The organism is Psychrobacter sp. HII-4 (assembly GCF_904846595.1).
GTDB classification, from domain to species: Bacteria; Pseudomonadota; Gammaproteobacteria; order Pseudomonadales; family Moraxellaceae; genus Psychrobacter; species Psychrobacter celer.
Genome location: NZ_CAJHBJ010000002.1, coordinates 123,966 through 142,205, shown reverse-complemented (window position 1 = coordinate 142,205; position 18,240 = coordinate 123,966). Strand labels below are relative to the sequence as shown.

The window sequence follows — 18,240 nt, the reverse complement described above, 5'->3', positions numbered from 1 at the left end:
AAAGATAAAAGACAGTGCGCGCGAGGCAAGCGGTGATTAAATCAAGTCGCTATAGGCTTGGATGGCGGTCAGGGCGATGGTATAGATGATATCATCGACCAGTGCGCCGCGAGATAAGTCATTTACCGGCTTGTTGAGACCTTGTAGCATGGGGCCGACGCTGACCACATTGGCACTACGCTGTACGGCCTTATAAGTGGTGTTGCCTGTGTTTAGGTCTGGGAAGATAAAGACATTGGCTTGGCCTGCGACCGGTGAGTCGGGCGCTTTTTGTTTGCCGACACTCATCACAGAGGCGGCATCATACTGTAGTGGGCCATCGACTTTTAGCTCAGGTGCTCGCTCACGGACGATTTGGGTGGCACGCGTAACTTTTTCCACATCCGCGCCGCTCCCTGATGAGCCAGTAGAGTAGCTGATCATGGCAACTTTTGGATCGATACCAAAGGCAGCGGCCGACTGCGCTGACTGAATAGCAATCTCGGCGAGCTCTTCGGCATTTGGATCTGGGTTGATGGCGCAGTCACCATAGACCACCACTTGCTCAGGCAACAGCATAAAGAACACTGACGATACTAAGGAGTATTGCGGTGCGGTTTTGATGAGCTGAAAGGCAGGACGCACGGTGTTTGCCGTGGTATGAATAGCACCAGATACCAAGCCGTCGACTTCGTCTAGCTGTAGCATGACCGTTCCTAAATAGACCGTGTCTTTTAGGTATTCGGTGGCCACTTCTGCACTGGTCTTGCCTTTGCGGCGCTCGACGACAGCAGTGATATATTTGCTCATATCAAGGCTATCGGGATCGATGATCTCAAGGTCATCAGGAATGGTCAGATCGCGGTTTTTGGCCACTTGCTCGACATCGGCGCGCTTGGCGAGCAGCACACAGTTGGCGATACCGCGGCTTTGACAGATGCAGGCCGCTTCGACCGTACGTGGTTCTGTGCCTTCTGGTAGGACGATGCGTTTTTTGGCTTGTTGGGCTTTTTTGACCACTTGATGACGAAACGCAGAAGGCGACAGGCGCGGCTCATGGTTTTGGCTAAAGTACGTCTTAATCCAGCTCAAATCTAGGTGCGCGGCCACATAACGCGCCACTTCATCAGCGCGCTCGGTGTCGTCACTTGGAATCTCAGAGCTCATATGCACAAGGCTCTGTACCGTCTCGTAGCTGTCGGATTCGACACTCATGACCGGAATGCCCGTTTTGAGCGCCGACTGCCATAGCTCAGCGACGGTGGCACTTGGCTCGACGCCGCCTGTCAATACCAGTCCTGCCAGCGGAATACCATTAATACAGGCCAAGCCTGCGGCCAATAGCAAATCATCGCGATCGCCTGGTACGACGATCAGGGTGCCGCGTTTAAACACCTCGTCGACACGTGACACCGAGCGCGCGGTGAGGCTAATGCGGGTGATGCGGCGCGATTTGGCTTCGCCGATGTTGAGCCACTTGGCATCAAGCTCGGTGGCGATATCCCACGTGCGGGGCACAGACAGCGAGTCACTAAACGGCACTACCCCGATCAGGCGAAATGCATCGGTATTAAAAGTAGGGGAGAGGCGCTGCACCTCTTGTATAAAGGTGTCATCTAAGCTGACGATGGCCTCGCCTGGTGCGACGGGCTGCGTCTCAAAGGTATTTGGCACGTCGTGTACGCGCATCAAAATCACCCCAAGGGTGCGGGCGTCGACGATACCGCCGAACTCGCGCGCGTGCACATCGATTTTATCTGCCAAATGCGCCGGATTTTTGGTGTCGGCGGTGCTGACAAAGATGATTTTGGCATCGAGTGCGTGGGCGATGGCGCGGTTGATTTGTGAGGCATAAGAGGTTTCTGTGGTCGGCACCAGACCTTCACAGATGACCACGTCATGATTGTCGCCAATCGTATGATAATTGACCACCACTTCTTCCATCAAGTCGTCTAGGTTGTCATCACCCAGCATACGCTCAACGCGCTGACGGCTGATCGATTTTGGTGGATTGAGACCAAAAGCATGCATGGTCAAAGCGCTGGTACTGTCCAAGCTATGCTGCTTATCAAAGGTATCATCTTGCAAAAACGGCTTCATAAAGCCGGCTTTGATACCGTTATAATCAAAAGCGCGAATCAGGCCGAGCGCCGCTGATGTCACACCGATACCGCGATTAATGGGAACAAGTAAAATGGTTTGCATAGTGTATCCTACGGTTTATTGTATTTTTAAAGCGTGTTCATCCTTGCCAGAATGAGTCAAATAGATGCCGCGCTTTTTGATAGCGATCATCAAAGGCACGGACAAAAACGCTGACAAGCCCATCCTCACGATGGATCTGTCAGCAGACAGAACCTAAATGAGGCTCAAGGCTTCACGGGTTTCTTGAGCGATGCGGCATTCTTCGTCCGTTGGGACGACCCAAAGCTCCAGATGGCTGTCCTCTGCGTGGAAACTGCCTTCGCTACCGCCAAACAGCCCTGCGTTTTTGTTGGCATCGACCTTGATACCAAAATGACGCATCACCTCTAAGATACGAGTACGCGTGGTGACCGAGTTTTCACCGATACCACCGGTAAAGACGATACCCGTCAGCTCAGGCAGCGCACAGCTTAAGCTGGCCAGATATTTACCCACGCGGTAGCAGAACATCTCGATAGCCAGTTTGGCATCTTGGTGGCCTTCGTTGGCCGCTTCTTCGACTGTACGCAGGTCGTTCGATAGCCCTGAAATACCCAGTAGGCCACTTTCTTTATTGAGCATCGCATCGATGTCTTCTAAGCTCATATCGAGCTGGCGCTTTAGGTGCATGTGCAAACTTGGGTCGACATCGCCACTACGGGTGCCCATCATCAAACCCTCAAGCGGGGTCAGCCCCATGCTGGTATCCAGACTCTTGCCATCATAGATGGCGGTCGCCGAGCAGCCGTTGCCCAGATGCGCGGTCAGCCAGCCATATGGGCCCTTTGTTTGAGTGATTTCACTGGCGCGCTCTGAGACATAGGCATGAGAGGTGCCATGAAAGCCATAGCGGCGAATTTTATGCTCTTCGTAGAGAGATTTGGGTATTGGGTAGCGAAACGCCACCGGCGGCATGGTTTGGTGAAAGGCGGTATCAAAAACCACCACCTGCGGAATCTCAGGGTAGATGGCTTGTACCGCTTCGATGCCCAAAGCGTGAGCTGGGTTGTGTAGCGGGGCCAATATTTTTAGGCGTTTGACTTCGTCTAAGACATGCTCGTCGACACGTACCGCTTCTGAGTACTCGCGGCCACCATGGACTACGCGGTGTCCGACAGCGATAAAGTGATATTGCTCTAATAACTCAAGGATTTTTTGTAAGGCCAGTTTGTGTCGGCCGCCTGGGATAGAGATTTCTAGCTTATCGCCATTGATGGTGGTGTGTTTGATACGAGCGGTGTCAAGGCCTAAGTTTTCGGCCAGCCCAGTGATACGGATAGAGTTGTCTTCGCTGATGAGGGCGTATTTGATAGAAGAAGAACCGCAGTTGAGGACTAAGGTAGGGTTGGTTAGGGTGGATGTTTCTGCGTTTTGGTCGTAAAAATTGGGATTTAGGCTGTCGCTCATACTCTCTCTATCCTTAGATGATTTTTGTTAAATGGTGACTCAACAAATGAGTCGCGGGGTAATACACAAAAACCAGCGATATCCAAGCTGACATAGGTCAAGCAAGCATATGGCTGATTTGAGGTATCCTTGGCTGTCACGGTCGATCAGTGTGTGTTGAGTTGCCCGCTAGCACCCAAACACAGCCGCAAGGTCCATCTATAATGTAACACATTTTTGTGGCTACACCATGATAACTATCGGGGTTAAAGCCATAAATCGTTGCTTGACAAATACAACTGTACACCGAGTGTAGTCAATGTCTATCGAGCGTTAACACAAAAAAATAGCAGCCAATAAAAATTGTAAGAAAGTTTGTCTAAGTCAGGATAATGCGCTTTTTTGTGCTCAAAAACTGTCCGTTTGTCCGCCAATACAACGATGAGGAATTTATTACCCTATCATGTTCAGTATAGGGGGCGCTTTATGTCATAATGCGATTACCCAATCCGCCCATGGACGCTTTTTTGGCGGACTCATTCGCTTATTTATAGTCGATTCTAAATAAAACAGATACACTATATTTCGACGCGGAACTGGCATAAATTTTTTTGGCGTGCTGTGCCTGCGCAGACAGATGTGGCGCAAAATTCATCCCAGTCGCACTGTATCGTTTTTATGCTGAGCTCACTATATATTGTTATATACACCACACAGTTATATACACCATTATCGGTCATTCACATAGGTCATCCACGCTATGCTTTTCATTCGCCGCTCGACCCATCTCCAGAACGCAACCAGCGCAGTCGCCCATCGCCGTGCCGGCCTTACTTCTATGAAGCCAGTACTTATCATGAGTGCCGTATCACTGCTGGTTTTGTCAGGCTGCGGGCAAAAGGGTGACCTGTATCTGGTGGATGATAGTCGCCAAACGGTGCAGCAAAGCACAGAGACGCTCGGCAGTACCAGCCATCCACAAGATACCGCCTTTGCTGGTATTGATGATGATAAGCATCAGCCGCGCGATGATTGGCAGCTACCAGCGCCCAGTACCGATCCCAACGACTACTAAGGCAAATGACCAAACTAGTAAATTATGAATTCACTAATTCACTAATTCACTAATTCACTAAGCAACTAGCAACTAGCAACTAAGCATCGCAGGGTAGCCGCTCTTAGTACAAGCCAGCTTGTGAGCTTGATTGTCTCAGTGTCCACACTGTTATGGCAGTGTTTGGGGGGCGTTTATATGCTAGCCATACCATCTTTGATAGGGCTGTTGCCGCGCTAGTCGTGCATTTTTGTCCTTGCCATCTTCTTAATACCTTGATCAATGTAGAGATATTTATATGAGTCATTTTGAGCAAAAAATCGGCGAATCCGTCACTACCCATACCGCACAAGGGCTGTATATCGACCCGCAGGCGCTCACTGCCCATCTGCCTGCGCTGGCTTATCGCGATGGCGCACTGCATATGGAGCAGGTCAATATCGATGAGGTGGTCAAGCACTACGGCACGCCATGCTATGTATACTCCAAACAAGCAATATTGGACGTTTATCACGCCTATAGCAAAAGCTTTGCCAGCGTAGAGCATCAGATATGCTACGCCGTAAAAGCCAACTCAAACCTTGCGGTGCTAGGGGTGCTGGCACAGGCGGGCGCTGGGTTTGATATCGTCTCACGCGGCGAGCTAATGCGCGTGCTGGCGGCAGGTGGTAGGGCTGATCGCGTGGTATTCTCAGGCGTCGGCAAAACCTATGGCGATATTGAGTATGCCCTCACCCAAGGTATCGGCTGCTTTAACATCGAGTCTATCAGCGAGCTTGCGTTGATCAACGAGGTAGCAAAGACGCTGGATAAGCCTGCACCGATCTCGCTACGTGTCAATCCAGACGTCGATGCCAAGACCCATCCGTATATCTCAACGGGCCTAAAAGACAATAAGTTTGGTGTCGCGCACCAAGAAGCGCTCGCGCTCTATCAGCAAGCCGCGACTTTGTCGCATATCGAGATTGTCGGTATTGATTGTCATATTGGCTCGCAGCTGACAGAAGTGGCGCCTTTTGTGGCGGCATTAGATAAAGTCATTGAGCTGATACAGGGCTTACGTGATAACGGTATTGAGCTGCGCCATATCGATTTGGGCGGGGGTCTTGGCGTCCGCTATATCGATGAGATGCCAGTATCTATCGAGGACTTTGCGCAAGCGTTACTGCCTAAGCTGAGTGAGCTGGGATTGACGGTGTTTTTTGAGCCGGGCCGTAGCATCGTGGCCAATGCAGGCGTACTGTTGACCCGCATCGATGTCCTCAAGCCGACGGCGCACAAAAACTTTGCCATCGTCGATGCGGCAATGAATGATTTGATCCGTCCAGCGCTCTATCAGGCTGAAATGGCAGTGATACCAACTGTGCTGCCAAGCGCTGGTATCGAGACGGCTGATACCCAAGCGTGGGATATCGTCGGCGCTATCTGTGAGACGGGCGACTTTTTGGCAAAAGATCGTCTACTATCCTTACAGACAGGCGATACGTTAGCCATCACAGGAGCGGGGGCTTATGGCTTTACCATGAGTAGTAACTACAACTCACGCCCGCGCGCCAGTGAAGTCATGGTAGCGGGCGAGCGTCATCAACTGATTCGCCAGCGCGAGACAGTCGAGGCGCTCTATGCAGACGAGCGGCTGTGGCAGGACGCGCCCTAGCCAGTATGGCCGAACGGATGACGATAATTGGGTATTTAACGGTGATAATTATCATTGTATCTGACAGCGTGCTAATATAACGCATACATAAAAATTAGGATAGGATATCAAGGGTATGCTAATAGAATTTACAAAAATGCATGGTCTGGGCAATGATTTTATGGTCATCGATTTGGTGACCCAGCGTTTAGATCTCACCAGAGAGTTGGTGCAATTGTTGGGCGATCGTCATCTCGGTATCGGCTTTGATCAGTTATTGGTCGTCGAGCCGCCGATGCGTCCTGACGTGGATTTTAGCTATCGTATTTTTAATACCGATGGTACAGAGGTAGAGCAGTGCGGCAATGGCGCGCGCTGCTTTGCCCGTTTTGTGCAGGCACGAAAACTATCATTTAAGCAGCGTCTGCGTGTCGAGACGGCCAGCGGCATCATCTCATTGACCACCGACCGTTACGGCTGGGTCGAGGTCGATATGGGCAAGCCCAAGTTTGAGCCAGACGAGATTCCCTTTACTCCAAAAGCCACTACCAAAATTCAAAACGCCTATCATCTCGATGTCGATGGCACGCCTGTGCAGCTTTATGTGGCCAATATGGGCAATCCCCATGCGGTCATCAAGGTCGATGACGTCCTAAGCGCTGATGTCGAAATGTTAGGCAAAGCCATCGAGTCGCACCCTGCTTTTCCAGAGCGGGTCAATGTCGGCTTTATGCAAATCATGAATCAGCGGCACATTCGCTTGCGCGTCTATGAGCGCGGCGTGGGCGAGACCCAAGCGTGTGGTACAGGTGCCTGTGCGGCGGTGGCCGTCGGTATTCGTGAAGGCTGGCTCGACGAGGGCGAAGAGATACGCGCGCAGCTATATGGCGGTAGTATGATTATCAAGTGGCAGCCTGGTTATTCGGTGATGATGACCGGCCCGACGGCCTTTGTCTACGAAGGAGTGTTTAGTCCGGATGGGCTGATGGCGCAAGCGGGTATCAAACCAAGCTCTGAGGGTTAATAAAAAATGCCCAGCGTGTACGTTTAGCGAGTAGGTAACAGCAATGGTCATGTCCAGCAAAAGGGCGTCTCATAACAAAGGGCGGCGACGCACCAGTCAAAAACAAGACTTAGATAAAAAGGTAGAGCAAGAGGCGGCATTAGCAGCAGACGACGCCTCACAAGCGTGGCGCTCAGGCTCGCTGTCGACAAGCAGAGAGGCCGATGCGGCACTGCGTGAGCTGCTGTCCCCAGTGCATCGCTGGCTCAACACCTTGTCGGTACGCAATCACTCTGAGCACACCTTGACGGCTTATTTTGCTGGGTTAAATCAGTTGGCGCTGTTTTTGCGGGGCAAGCGTCTGACATGGACGCGCTGTGACAAACGCCAGTTGGCTCAGCATATCAGTCAGCGCCTCGATGAAGACAAGCTTGCCCTGGCCAGTGTCCAACAGGAGCTATCCGCCATTCGCCATTTTTATGGTTGGCTGATAGAGGAGGGTATAGCTCGTATCAACCCAACCACTGGCTATCAGCTCAAACGCAGTGCCAGACCTCTACCATCTATCGCGGATGTCGATTTACTCACCCAATTGCTTGAGCAAGAAATGCCCGATACTCCAGAGCAGGCGCGCCTTTGGTTACGTGATAAGGCGATGTTTGAGCTGCTCTATAGCAGTGGTCTTCGTGTCGGCGAGCTGGTGGCACTTGATGTAAGCGATATCGATTTGTCTGACTTACGCGTGCGCGTCACAGGAAAAGGCAACAAAACGCGTTTGCTACCGCTAGGGCGCAAAGCCGCTGAAGCCATACGCCGCTATCTGCCGCACCGTGAGCTGTGGGTTGAGCAGATGGATGCCGCGCTGTTTATCAGTGAAAAGCTGGGCACCCGCCTATCGACCAGAGCGGTGCAGCAGCGTCTAAAAGTAGCCGCTGCCCGCGCTGGTATCGCCCAAAACATGTATCCACACTTGCTGCGTCACTGTTTTGCCTCACACATGCTCTCAGGCAGTGGAGACCTGCGTGCGGTACAAGAAATGCTCGGGCACAGTGATATCAGCACCACACAGATCTATACCCATGTTGATTTTGCCAAGCTCACGCAGGTTTATGACTGCGCTCATCCGCGTGCCACTCACACACAAGTTGATGGTGATACCGAGTAGGTTTGGCCTTACCTATAAGGTTCTATCGTCTTGTGCCATGTGATGGCATTGCCCTATTAACAATTTAATCATCAAATTATTTGTCAGACAGCTTTTGTCAGACAGCTTTATGCCAAACGATGACAGTCAAAAATCGGCAGTTTTTGTCGTCCTTGCTGCTGTTGCGATTTGTCTAAAGACGCCATCACCATGACATAGCGCTGGTTTTCTGTGGCGCTCGTTTTTTGTGGCTCACTGTCGTCGTAGCTGCTGAGCACCGTGCCATCATAGGCGGTGATAGCAGCATGTCCCCATGTCTGCCGTGTGTGACCGTCCTGATAAGTGTGATCTCCTCCTTGCGCCGCCCCAATCACCATGCATTGACTGTCTAGTGCTCGTGCCCGTAGCAGCAGTGACCAATGCGCTTGCCCAGTCAGATAAGTAAAGGCTGAAGGAGCACTCAGCATATCCGCTCCAGCTTGGCGCAGGCGCTGAGCCAACGCTGGAAAACGCAAATCAAAGCAGACCATCATACCCAGCTGGTAGACTGTATCCTCAGTCTCTAGCGGTGCTACGACAGTTTGGGTGCCAGGCTCAAAGGTCGCCGCTTCATTATAGCTGCCTGTTTTGTCAGCGACTGTCGCAGTAAACAGATGAATCTTGTCATAGCGGGCCACGCGCGTACCGTCAGGGGCAAACACTTGGCTGACTTGACGCAGCCTACCATCAGGGACGACAATACCATCAGGGCGATAAGGACAAGGCAATGAGCCTGCCAGCACATAGATACCATGAGTACTGGCATAGCCTGCTATCGTCGATGATAGCTCATCGAAGCGCTCGGCTGTGGCAGACTGTTGCCCCATGCTACAGCAGTTTTCTGGTAGCACCACCATGTGAGCGCCTTGCTGGGAAGCGGCGCTAATGGCCGTCTTGATGTCTGCTAGGTTTTGCTCGATGTCCTGCTGGCTATTCATTTGAATGGCAGCGACGGCAAATGATCGGTCGCTTGCTTGGTTGTGGTTCATAACATTCTCAATTGTATTTTAGTTGTCGTTTATTTCAGGGCGTATCCTCATTTTAAAAATGAGATAAATTGCCGCCAAACAAGGAAAATAGCGCAGATAATATCGAGATATTAGCCAGCTATTTGACGATGGTTGGCAAAATTTGGCCATTTTTAGCCCATTTAGATGGCTATCGATTGAATTGAGGACACGCCCTAATATTGAGCTTTTGCAGGTTTTGCCAGTTGGCTGTGTCGGCATGCCAACAATGATAGCGAAAACATTGATTTTAGAAGGTTTTATAGTAATAGTAAAATAAGCGTATCTGGGCTAGGCATAAATTATCGTAGCAAAATTGCAACAAAAAATGCTATCGTCGTGTCCTGTTTGAGCTAAATCATGATCTTAGCCAGTTGTTTATTGACTATCACCATCGTCGGAGTGTAATAAGCCACCCATGAGTATGTCGTTCGGATTGGCAACCACGCTGAGCACCTCACAAAAGCTGACCCCGCAGATGCAGCAAGCCATTAAGTTGCTGCAGCTCTCTAGTCTTGAGCTGGCGCAAGAGGTTCAGGCCAAGCTCGATAGCAATCCTCTGCTCGAACGCATCGAGGACGATGAAGAATATGGCGACGGTGAGGGCTCTGACAGCAGCGTGAACGATAGTATGGAGACAGCTGAGCATAGCTTGACGCTTGATGACTGGAATCAGACGACGGCCACCGATGCGTTTAGTAGCACCACAAAAGAGACGGACGAGTATGGGGCAGATAGTGGCGTAGACATAGACATTGACCGTTTGGCGATAGCCGGTCTGGAGACCAACGGCGATCTTGCAAGTGATGATAATCTAACGGACTTCGACGCAGCGGCCTACAATGATGATGACAATGTCACTGACTATCGTACCGATAACTATAGTATCGATAATTATAGTGCCGATAACTATGCATCCGCCGCGAGCAGTCCGACGACCAGCATCGCACAGCACGCGAATGAGGACTTTGATAGCTATCAAGGGGGTACCTCTGCTACTATTCAAGACCATGTGCGCTGGCAATTAAACTTTAAGCGTTTATCAGACACCGATACTTTGATCGCTGAATATTTGATAGACTCGATGGATGAGATGGGGTTTGTTCGGCTCGATGTTGATGAGCTGTTACAGAGCTTGGATACCATGGCCAGCTTTTATCAGTGGGAGGAGCGGGTCGAGCGCGATGAGATATTGGCCGTGCTTCGTATTGTCCAGTCTTGCGATCCACTTGGCGTTGGCGCTCGTGATTTAAGCGAATGCCTTGCCCTGCAGCTCGCAAAGCTCGATCCTAGTACCGCATATCTAAAAGAAGCTCACGCGCTTTTATCTGCCAGTGAGTATCTGGTCAGCAATAATATCAAGGCATTGACCGAGCACACAGGGCTGACTCCTGAGGACATCATGCCTGCCTTGACGTTACTGCGCACATTGACCCCGTTGCCAGGCGTCGTCTTTCAAAAAAATCAGCCTGACCATGCTCAGTCGCCAGATAGCTACGACATACCCGATGTGCTGGTCACACCCATTCGTCGCCCTACGGGTTTGCCTGACGCGCAGGAGGCCGGCTGGCAAGTACGCCTAAACCCTGAGACGCTACCCAAGCTACGGGTCAATCAAGAGTACGCCAGCTTGGTCAAGCGCGGTGATGATAGCCCTGATAATCAGTACCTGCGTGACAACCTCACCGATGCCAGATTGTTTATCAGGAGTATCGAAGAGCGCAACCAAAACCTACTAAAAGTCGCGACCAGCATCGTGCATCATCAACAAGCATTTTTGCAGCAGGGTGCCACCGCCATGCAGCCATTGGTTCTCAAAGTCATTGCCGATGAGGTCGGGCTGCACGAATCGACGGTCTCACGCTTGACCACCAGCAAAACCATTTTGACACCGCAGGGCTTATTTTCACTTAAGCACTTTTTTTCTTCGCATGTCAGTAGCGCAGATGGTGATATCTCATCGACCGCTATCAGCGCCATGATAAAACAGCTGATTGCTGATGAAGACCCCAAAAAGCCCTTATCAGACAGCCGTATCAAAGAGACGCTATTGGCTGATGGTATCGATATCGCTCGGCGTACGGTGGCCAAATACCGTGAAGCGATGAATATCGGCTCATCCACCCAGCGTAAACAAAAATACTAACGCATCTTTTTATCATCAAGCACTCATATTCAAGCGCTTATCTTCGAATAGATATGTCTTCAGCTCATTTTATTTTATATGCTCAAAAACTAGGGCGTGTTGAACATTCAACCATGGCACTGACAGAGACTATTTTTTAGACGATTCGAAGGTAAAAATAGTAAGCTTAGTCGTTCTAAGCGCTTATTTTTAACGATGAAGCGGCAAAAAAGAGTCCTGTCCCTACGGCTGATGCTAAAATTGCGCCACACTGCGTTGCAAATCTAGCTAAGGCATCTGCATTATCGTCGCTTTACGCCTTGTCTGGAACAATTTTAGCGATCAGCAGTGCCTATTTGTGAATGTTCAACACGCCCTAAAATAGCGCCGCTAGTATCACGATATGAGCGGCGTTATTTTTTTGCGTCAATATCAGCCATAGACCATGCTACTATGTTGCTACACCCTATATCTAGTTATAAAAAATAAAATTTTTTGATTATATAGAAACTTGATAGAAACAACAGTTTTTATTACATTTAATTACAATTTAATGGCTTGCTACTATGCTACTTTCATGACAAATTAGAGTCATACCAACAACGAAATCCAAGTACAAAATCTAAGTGTCTAACCTCAGTACGTATTTATAGAATGTATTTACCTTGACGGTATTTATCTTCATTAGCAACCAAAGAGACGATATGACGATATAAGGATACGTTGATTTTTTGCTAAAAATACTGGTGGCTAACGGTCTATCTATCAGAGACATAGCTAAAAAGGGTCTTAGATTTGATTAATGAGTTGTTGGTAAGGCAGGGTGATACAGGCAGGACGGCTATGTCATCTGTTGATTGTGAGTTATAAACAAAAGGACAATAATATGAATGTTTCTATCAGTGGTCATCATATCAGTGTTACCGAAGCCATGGACAAGGCAGTTCGCGAAAAGCTAGAAAAAGTAGAGCGACATTTTGATCAGATACAGAGTATTAAAGTGATACTATCGCTCGATAATAGCGGCGCCAGTGACGGCGGCATGAAGAGCCATAAGGCCGAAGCCATTATGCGAGTGGCGGGTCAAGAGATGTTTGTCCAAGCGTGTGAAGATGATATGTACAAAGCCATCAACGACATGGCAGACAAGCTCGATAGACAAGTCCGTAAGTACAAAACCCGTCAAGAGCGTAAGAAAACGCAAGGGGCAGGGCGTGATGGACGTTATCAGGATGTGACGCCAGCCGAGATAGCGCCAGCGGTATGATCCTATTAAGGTCTAATAGGGCGTAGGACAACACAACTACTATTATAATGTCATTACCTTATTAGGCCTTAATTTCTTATAAACAAATAAACGGCATAAAAGAAAAGACCTTAGCACTTATGAGCTAAGGTCTTTTCTTTTATGCCATTTACTATATCAGAGCCGGTTGCTATATCAGAGCTATTTAATCAGAGCCGTTTATTATCAGTATAGCGACTTTATGTCGAACTGACGATACGTAACGGCAGGGTAAATAGCTATACGGGCGTTAAGACCTAGCCACCGCCGACGGCTTGTACCACTTCGATGCTCATGCCTTCTTTGACACGCATGCCAGCAAGCTCGCTTTTTGGTATCAGCTCGCCGTCGACTTCTACAGCATAGCGACCTTTACTCAAGCCAAGCTCATTGAGGACCAGCTGCACCGTCTGGTGTGTGGTTTGTAGATGTTTACCATTGACACTAATAGTACTCATAACAGATGCTCCCTAACGCAGTCTTATTCCTTTTATCGGCGCTGACATATGGGTCATACCATCAGCCGCCTTACTCTTTATCATTTTTTTATCATGGCTATCAGCCCTGACAAGCTATTTTGCGGCCGCCGGCTTGATGGCAAATGCGGATATCGCCAGCCATAGCCAGCCTACTATCATCAGCACGCCGCCGATAGGCGTGATAGCACCAAACCAGCGCGGCGCGCCCAGCGTCATCGCATATAGGCTACCAGCAAATATGATAATACCGACTTGTAGCAGCCATGCGGGGGCTTGCGCGGCGTACCTTAGACGTATCAAAACGCCGACGATCAGCAGGCCGAGCGCATGGAAAAATAAATACAGCGTTGCGGTATGCCACCACTCTAACTGCTGCAGGCTGACGAGGTTTTTTAAACCATGCGCGCCAAATGCCCCTAGAGCCACGGCAATGGCCATATTAATCGCCGCAATTCCTATCCAATTTACCATAGTAAAACTCGTGTTATGTACTGCATCATGCCTCTGCACTATCTACTGCTCTGTACTATTTGCTGCCATGTACTCTGTACTGTCTATTGAATGTCATCAGGTAAGATAACGCTATCGATGGTCATGGCATCGCGAATCTTGTCCATGGCGTTTTTTTCGATCTGGCGTACGCGCTCCGCTGAGATAGAGTAGACTGCTGCTAGCTCATGCAAGGTGGATTTTTGCTCAGAAAGCCAGCGCTGCTCGACAATGTCACGTGAGCGATCATCCAATGTGCCCATCGCAGCAAGCAGTGCTGAGGAGTTGTTTTCTTCCCAGTCTTCTTCTTCGAGCTGCTCGGCGGGGTCGATGCCATCTTCTAAAAACAACTGCGGCGCATAGCGGCCATCGTCATCATCGCTAGATTGCGCTTCAAATGAGGCGTCATAAGAGGTCAGACGCGACTCCATCTCTAGCACTTGCTTACGCGTGACGTTTAAGTCCTTGGCAATGGCATCCGCTTCTTCTAGCGTTAGCTGATTATTGGTTTTCTTTAAGCTGCGTAAATTAAAAAACAGCTTACGGTGCGCCTTGGTGGTGGCGACTTTGACGATACGCCAGTTACGAATCACAAACTCATGAATCTCCGCCTTGATCCAATGAACGGCAAAGGATACCAGACGTACGCCTTTATTAGGATCAAAGCGTTTGACCGCCTTCATCAGTCCCAAGTTACCTTCTTGAATCAAGTCCGCCTGCGGCAATCCGTAGCCTGAATAGCTACGAGCGATATGAATAACAAAACGCAGATGCGACATCACGAGTAACCGCGCGGCTTCGACATCGCCTTCGTCATAGTAGCGGTGTGCAAGCTCTTGTTCTTGCGTTGGGGTCAAAATAGGGATTTGGTGCACAGTATTAATATAAGCGCCCAGATTTACCCCAGGAGCCGTCAAGTGAGTCGGCATCGCAGGCACCAAGTCACGAGTGCTGGTGTCGCCAAGGGTGCTGGCGTCGTAGGGTGGCCGCTCGGCAGCGGCTTTTAGCGCCGCATCGCGTGCTTCATTTTTTATCGGCGCTGCCTCGTCTTTTTTACTCGTTTTTGCAGCATTATTAGAAGTATTAGCCATATTCTTGACCTTGGTTAAATAGTTAAGCAAATAGTCAGATAAAAATCTTTATAGTTGTAATTGTAAAGGATAGCCACCGTTAGTTGCTATCGGTTTTGGTAATGATGAAGTGATATATTGTATCGAAATGCGCGACAGATTTATCATCATTGGCAGGTTGATGGGTCACTTCATGGACGCTTAAAGACAAAGGTGCTGCGCTGCCCATTTGCTGGCTTTGGCGACAAAACGCGGTGATATCTGCCTGTGAGTTGGGATCAGTCGCTACCACATATAGCGACTCGCCTGCTGCCACCTCACGCAGAGCCACTTTGGTCTTTAATAAAGGCATCGGGCAGGCCAGTCCGCGGCCGTCGACCAGTTTTTTTATTGTCAGGCGCGGCGGTGTCATGTCCAGCGGCGTATCGCTGATGAGTACTGCGTCACCCAGCAAGCGTAGCAGCTCGCAGCTTTGCTGTTGCTCAGTTGCAGACAAATCCGCCGCGAAGTAGATAACGTCAGAGGCGGGGCGGGTGATGGGCTGACTATCGGCAGACATAAACAAACCTTATCATATGCGAGGGTTTTAACTTAAGAGAGGGGTGATGGTTTGTCATTATAACAAATAGCGCAGGGGCGATTGCAGTTGAATATAGTCAACGTCATGTTCAGTTCGTTAGAATGATAACGATAATGATATAACGATTGCACAGTCATGTTGCACAATCGTGACGGTCTGCGTGGTTATTGGTAGTCACAGGTGCGGGACAATTGATTTTGCACAAACAAGCTCGTATAGTCAAAACGACGTTGGGATTTATTTGTATAGGATGCGCATTTGTTTTATTTTCATCAATCGCTCAAAGGCCGTACAGTCGCCTATGAAGCAGCATCGTCGCCGACTTTGCTGATGCCTGATACTGTCTCTATCCAGAAGCGCAGGCACAGCGTGGCTCACAGGCTGTCCTTATCTATCCTATCAGCGGCGATATTGACCATATCGGCGATGACCGCTGTGACCCCTAAGAGTAGTCACGCCGCCGGCAATGATCTGCGTCAAGCGTCATCTGCGCCTTATGATTCGTGGCAGTCCACCGATACCCAAGAGCTAAGTTTGCCAAGCTTGCGCGGGCAAGGACTGAGTTTTGCTGAGCAGTATCACAATAAGCTGCTCGGTGAGTGGTCACTACGCAATATCAATAAAAGCATCAAGATGGAGCATGATCCGTGGATACACGAGACCGTCAAAGACATGACATGGCGGCTCAATGCACAAGCAAGGCAGCAGGCACCGATGGGCTTGGTCATTATTGATAATCCAAGTATCAACGCTTTTGCCGCGCCAGGAGGCGTCATCGGTATCAACACGGGGACGATACTCGCCGCCAGTAGTATGGATGAGCTGGCAAGCGTCGTTGCTCACGAAGTTGCTCATATTAGTCAGCGCCATTATGAGAGCGGGGCAGACGAGCGCAAAAAAGCGCTACTGATGCAGATAGGCGGTATGCTGGCAGCCATTGCAGCGTCGGCGGTCGATGGAGATGCTGCCGCAGCCGTGATGATGGGGAGCCAGACTGCGACGATGAACAGTAGCATGGCGTTTAGCCGCAATAACGAGCGCGAGGCCGACCGTGTGGGCATGCAAATTATGACCCAAGCGGGCTATGATCCAAGGGCGATGCCAAGATTTTTTGCCACCATGAATCAGCAAAGCCAGCTCAATCAAGTTGAAAATCGATTTTTACCAAGCTTTGTGCGCTCGCATCCACTAAGCAACGAGCGTTTGAGCGAATCGCAAAGCCGAGCCCAGCACTATCCACCTTTATCATTGGCCGAGCAGCAGCGCCACCAAGCACTGTTTGACCTGCTCTATTGGCGCGTACAGAGTACAGGTAAGCATGCGTCAGAAACGATGCTAACGACAGCGGCCAAAAACAGCGTTGGGGCCAAGTTGGCATTGATGCAGTGGTATAGCGAGCAGCAGCGCTTTGACGATGCCGATGAGATACTTGCAGCGCTAAACAAACTGCCCGCCGCTCAGCGTCAAAGGCTTGAGCCACTTTTATCGATTACTCATAGCCAGTTGTTAGCTGAGCAAGGTAATTGGGCAAAAGCGGCGGATATTTTGGCCAGTCAGCAGCGTCTCTATCCTGAGCGCCGTGATTTGCGACTCTATTTGGCAGAGGCGCTGACCAATAGTAATCAGCCGCTCCAAGCGCAAGCATTACTCAAACCTTTGACCCAGCAGCAGCCAAGTGACCGCTATGCGTGGCAAAGCTTGCAATTGGCCAACGAAAAACTGGCCAAAACCACCACCACACCAAAGCTGGCCAATATTGCTACCATTAATGCGCTGCGCTATCGCAGTCATGACCAGCTGTGGAGTGGGCGTTATGATGCCGCGCTTACCTCGTTGACACAAGCCAAGCAGCTGGCAGACAATCTCCAAAATACTGCGCAAGCTGGTAGCGCGCACCCACTACTGGCCAATATCAAAGCTGAGATCAAAAACGTAAAAACCGCCCAAGACTTTGAGCCTTAGGCGGTTGTTGATTGGGGCGGTTACTGATGTAAATGCTCACTGAGATACCGCTGCTCGCGCGAAACCGTTATACTTAGATTTGTAGTGCCTAGATTTACAGCGCTTAGCCTTGTAGCGCGTTTTTGACCAGCTTTGAGATGGTGGCAGGGTCGGCGCGGCCTGCCGTTTTGCTCTTTAGCACGCCCATGACACTGCCCATATCGCGCATCGATGTTGCGCCTTGCGCTTGAATCTCTGCATTGACCAAAGCGGCAAGCTCGTCATCGTCCATCTGGGCGGGCATAAACTCATTAATAACATCGATCTCAAACTGCTCTTTGGCTGCCAAATCATCACGGCCATTTTCGGTAAAGATACCGAGTGACTCTTGGCGCTGTTTTAGCTGCTTTTGTAGTACCTCTAAGACGGCGGCATCGTCTAGCTCGATCTGGCGGTCGATTTCAATTTGTTTGACGACTGACTGCACGTTGCGTAGCACCTTGACGCGCTCGAGCTCACGCGCTTTCATAGAAGCTTTGATGCTGTCTGACAGTGTTTGTTTAAGTTGGCTCATTGTTATTATCCTTATGGATTAGAGACTAGGGATGCGTGCCATAAAAACGGCTTGTGCTGGTGTTTTTTATGGGTATGGTTTATGAGTATAGTTTTATGAATACCGTATGAGCTGATAATAATATATGCTTGAATCCAAATAAATCAGATACATGGCTATCAAGCCGCTCAATGAAAAGTTGGCTTGCTTGCTGTGCCTACGCCGACAGATGCTGCGAAAAACAACTTTTCATCTCACTGTACCGTTTTTATATCTTTATATCGGA

Annotated in this window: 15 protein-coding genes; 7 read left to right on the top strand and 8 right to left on the bottom strand. The window is 49.7% G+C overall.

The genetic code is table 11. From position 1 onward, the window contains the following. Positions 1–36: 36 nt before the first annotated feature. Together pta and JMX98_RS02325 are read right to left on the bottom strand one after the other, a co-directional pair. Positions 37–2,184 carry a phosphate acetyltransferase gene (gene pta / locus JMX98_RS02330; RefSeq protein ID WP_201584332.1) on the bottom strand — a complete coding sequence of 716 codons (2,148 nt, stop codon included), beginning with the start codon at positions 2,182–2,184 and terminating at the stop codon, positions 37–39. Positions 2,185–2,337: 153 nt separating this feature from the next. Then, entirely contained in the window at positions 2,338–3,570 is a 1,233-nt protein-coding gene (locus JMX98_RS02325; RefSeq protein ID WP_201584330.1) for an acetate/propionate family kinase, read from the bottom strand. A gap of 739 nt (positions 3,571–4,309) precedes the next feature. Between JMX98_RS02325 and lptM the strand changes: the two genes are divergently transcribed. From lptM to JMX98_RS02305, 4 genes are all read left to right on the top strand, one after another. Next, complete coding sequence (lptM, locus tag JMX98_RS02320; protein ID WP_227679972.1) at positions 4,310–4,624, top strand: LPS translocon maturation chaperone LptM; 315 nt, start codon at positions 4,310–4,312, stop codon at positions 4,622–4,624. A gap of 277 nt (positions 4,625–4,901) precedes the next feature. After that, complete coding sequence (gene lysA, locus JMX98_RS02315) at positions 4,902–6,260, top strand: diaminopimelate decarboxylase (RefSeq protein ID WP_201584327.1); 1,359 nt, start codon at positions 4,902–4,904, stop codon at positions 6,258–6,260. A 115-nt stretch (positions 6,261–6,375) separates the two neighbouring features. Then, a complete protein-coding gene (gene dapF / locus JMX98_RS02310) occupies positions 6,376–7,263 on the top strand; it encodes a diaminopimelate epimerase (protein ID WP_100748787.1) in 888 nt (295 codons plus the stop codon). A gap of 43 nt (positions 7,264–7,306) precedes the next feature. Then, the gene (locus JMX98_RS02305; RefSeq protein WP_413786502.1) at positions 7,307–8,407 is read left to right on the top strand and encodes a tyrosine recombinase XerC; all 1,101 of its coding nucleotides are present in this window, start codon (positions 7,307–7,309) and stop codon (positions 8,405–8,407) included. Between the two features lie 107 nt (positions 8,408–8,514). Here JMX98_RS02305 and JMX98_RS02300 read toward each other — a convergent pair whose 3' ends face one another. Beyond that, positions 8,515–9,414, bottom strand: coding sequence for a nitrilase-related carbon-nitrogen hydrolase (locus JMX98_RS02300; protein WP_201584320.1), 900 nt, complete (start codon positions 9,412–9,414; stop codon positions 8,515–8,517). Positions 9,415–9,850: 436 nt separating this feature from the next. Between JMX98_RS02300 and rpoN the strand changes: the two genes are divergently transcribed. After that, complete coding sequence (gene rpoN / locus JMX98_RS02295; RefSeq protein WP_201584317.1) at positions 9,851–11,578, top strand: RNA polymerase factor sigma-54; 1,728 nt, start codon at positions 9,851–9,853, stop codon at positions 11,576–11,578. Between the two features lie 865 nt (positions 11,579–12,443). Then, positions 12,444–12,824, top strand: a complete 381-nt coding sequence (gene hpf / locus JMX98_RS02290) for a ribosome hibernation-promoting factor, HPF/YfiA family (protein ID WP_105244686.1) — start codon at positions 12,444–12,446, stop codon at positions 12,822–12,824. A 275-nt stretch (positions 12,825–13,099) separates the two neighbouring features. Here hpf and thiS read toward each other — a convergent pair whose 3' ends face one another. The 4 genes from thiS to JMX98_RS02270 all read right to left on the bottom strand — a co-directional run bounded on the left by thiS (position 13,100) and on the right by JMX98_RS02270 (position 15,439). After that, on the bottom strand, positions 13,100–13,300 hold the full coding sequence (thiS, locus tag JMX98_RS02285; protein WP_105244687.1) for a sulfur carrier protein ThiS: 201 nt from the start codon (positions 13,298–13,300) through the stop codon (positions 13,100–13,102). A 114-nt stretch (positions 13,301–13,414) separates the two neighbouring features. After that, positions 13,415–13,792 carry a DUF423 domain-containing protein gene (locus JMX98_RS02280; RefSeq protein WP_201584314.1) on the bottom strand — a complete coding sequence of 126 codons (378 nt, stop codon included), beginning with the start codon at positions 13,790–13,792 and terminating at the stop codon, positions 13,415–13,417. Positions 13,793–13,875: 83 nt separating this feature from the next. Continuing rightward, positions 13,876–14,739 (bottom strand): RNA polymerase sigma factor RpoH, encoded by an 864-nt coding sequence (rpoH, locus tag JMX98_RS02275; RefSeq protein WP_201584544.1) that lies wholly within the window; start codon positions 14,737–14,739, stop codon positions 13,876–13,878. A gap of 241 nt (positions 14,740–14,980) precedes the next feature. Beyond that, complete coding sequence (locus JMX98_RS02270; RefSeq protein WP_201584311.1) at positions 14,981–15,439, bottom strand: sulfurtransferase TusA family protein; 459 nt, start codon at positions 15,437–15,439, stop codon at positions 14,981–14,983. A 279-nt stretch (positions 15,440–15,718) separates the two neighbouring features. Here JMX98_RS02270 and JMX98_RS02265 point away from each other — a divergent pair, with 279 nt between their 5' ends. Continuing rightward, positions 15,719–17,422, top strand: coding sequence for a M48 family metalloprotease (locus tag JMX98_RS02265; RefSeq protein WP_227679969.1), 1,704 nt, complete (start codon positions 15,719–15,721; stop codon positions 17,420–17,422). Positions 17,423–17,525: 103 nt separating this feature from the next. Here JMX98_RS02265 and JMX98_RS02260 read toward each other — a convergent pair whose 3' ends face one another. Continuing rightward, positions 17,526–17,975, bottom strand: coding sequence for a GatB/YqeY domain-containing protein (locus tag JMX98_RS02260; RefSeq protein WP_198335705.1), 450 nt, complete (start codon positions 17,973–17,975; stop codon positions 17,526–17,528). Positions 17,976–18,240: the final 265 nt, after the last annotated feature.

Bases quoted from the DNA above. Each gene is read 5' to 3' on its own strand.
- rpoN (WP_201584317.1), top strand. From the start codon at position 9,851: ATGAGTATGTCGTTCGGATTGGCAACCACGCTGAGCACCTCACAAAAG.
- JMX98_RS02270 (WP_201584311.1), bottom strand. From the start codon at position 15,439: ATGTCTGCCGATAGTCAGCCCATCACCCGCCCCGCCTCTGACGTTATC.
- dapF (WP_100748787.1), top strand. From the start codon at position 6,376: ATGCTAATAGAATTTACAAAAATGCATGGTCTGGGCAATGATTTTATG.
- JMX98_RS02280 (WP_201584314.1), bottom strand. From the start codon at position 13,792: ATGGTAAATTGGATAGGAATTGCGGCGATTAATATGGCCATTGCCGTG.
- JMX98_RS02260 (WP_198335705.1), bottom strand. From the start codon at position 17,975: ATGAGCCAACTTAAACAAACACTGTCAGACAGCATCAAAGCTTCTATG.
- lptM (WP_227679972.1), top strand. From the start codon at position 4,310: ATGCTTTTCATTCGCCGCTCGACCCATCTCCAGAACGCAACCAGCGCA.
- JMX98_RS02300 (WP_201584320.1), bottom strand. From the start codon at position 9,414: ATGAACCACAACCAAGCAAGCGACCGATCATTTGCCGTCGCTGCCATT.
- JMX98_RS02305 (WP_413786502.1), top strand. From the start codon at position 7,307: ATGGTCATGTCCAGCAAAAGGGCGTCTCATAACAAAGGGCGGCGACGC.
- thiS (WP_105244687.1), bottom strand. From the start codon at position 13,300: ATGAGTACTATTAGTGTCAATGGTAAACATCTACAAACCACACACCAG.
- rpoH (WP_201584544.1), bottom strand. From the start codon at position 14,739: ATGCCGACTCACTTGACGGCTCCTGGGGTAAATCTGGGCGCTTATATT.
- pta (WP_201584332.1), bottom strand. From the start codon at position 2,184: ATGCAAACCATTTTACTTGTTCCCATTAATCGCGGTATCGGTGTGACA.
- hpf (WP_105244686.1), top strand. From the start codon at position 12,444: ATGAATGTTTCTATCAGTGGTCATCATATCAGTGTTACCGAAGCCATG.
- JMX98_RS02325 (WP_201584330.1), bottom strand. From the start codon at position 3,570: ATGAGCGACAGCCTAAATCCCAATTTTTACGACCAAAACGCAGAAACA.
- lysA (WP_201584327.1), top strand. From the start codon at position 4,902: ATGAGTCATTTTGAGCAAAAAATCGGCGAATCCGTCACTACCCATACC.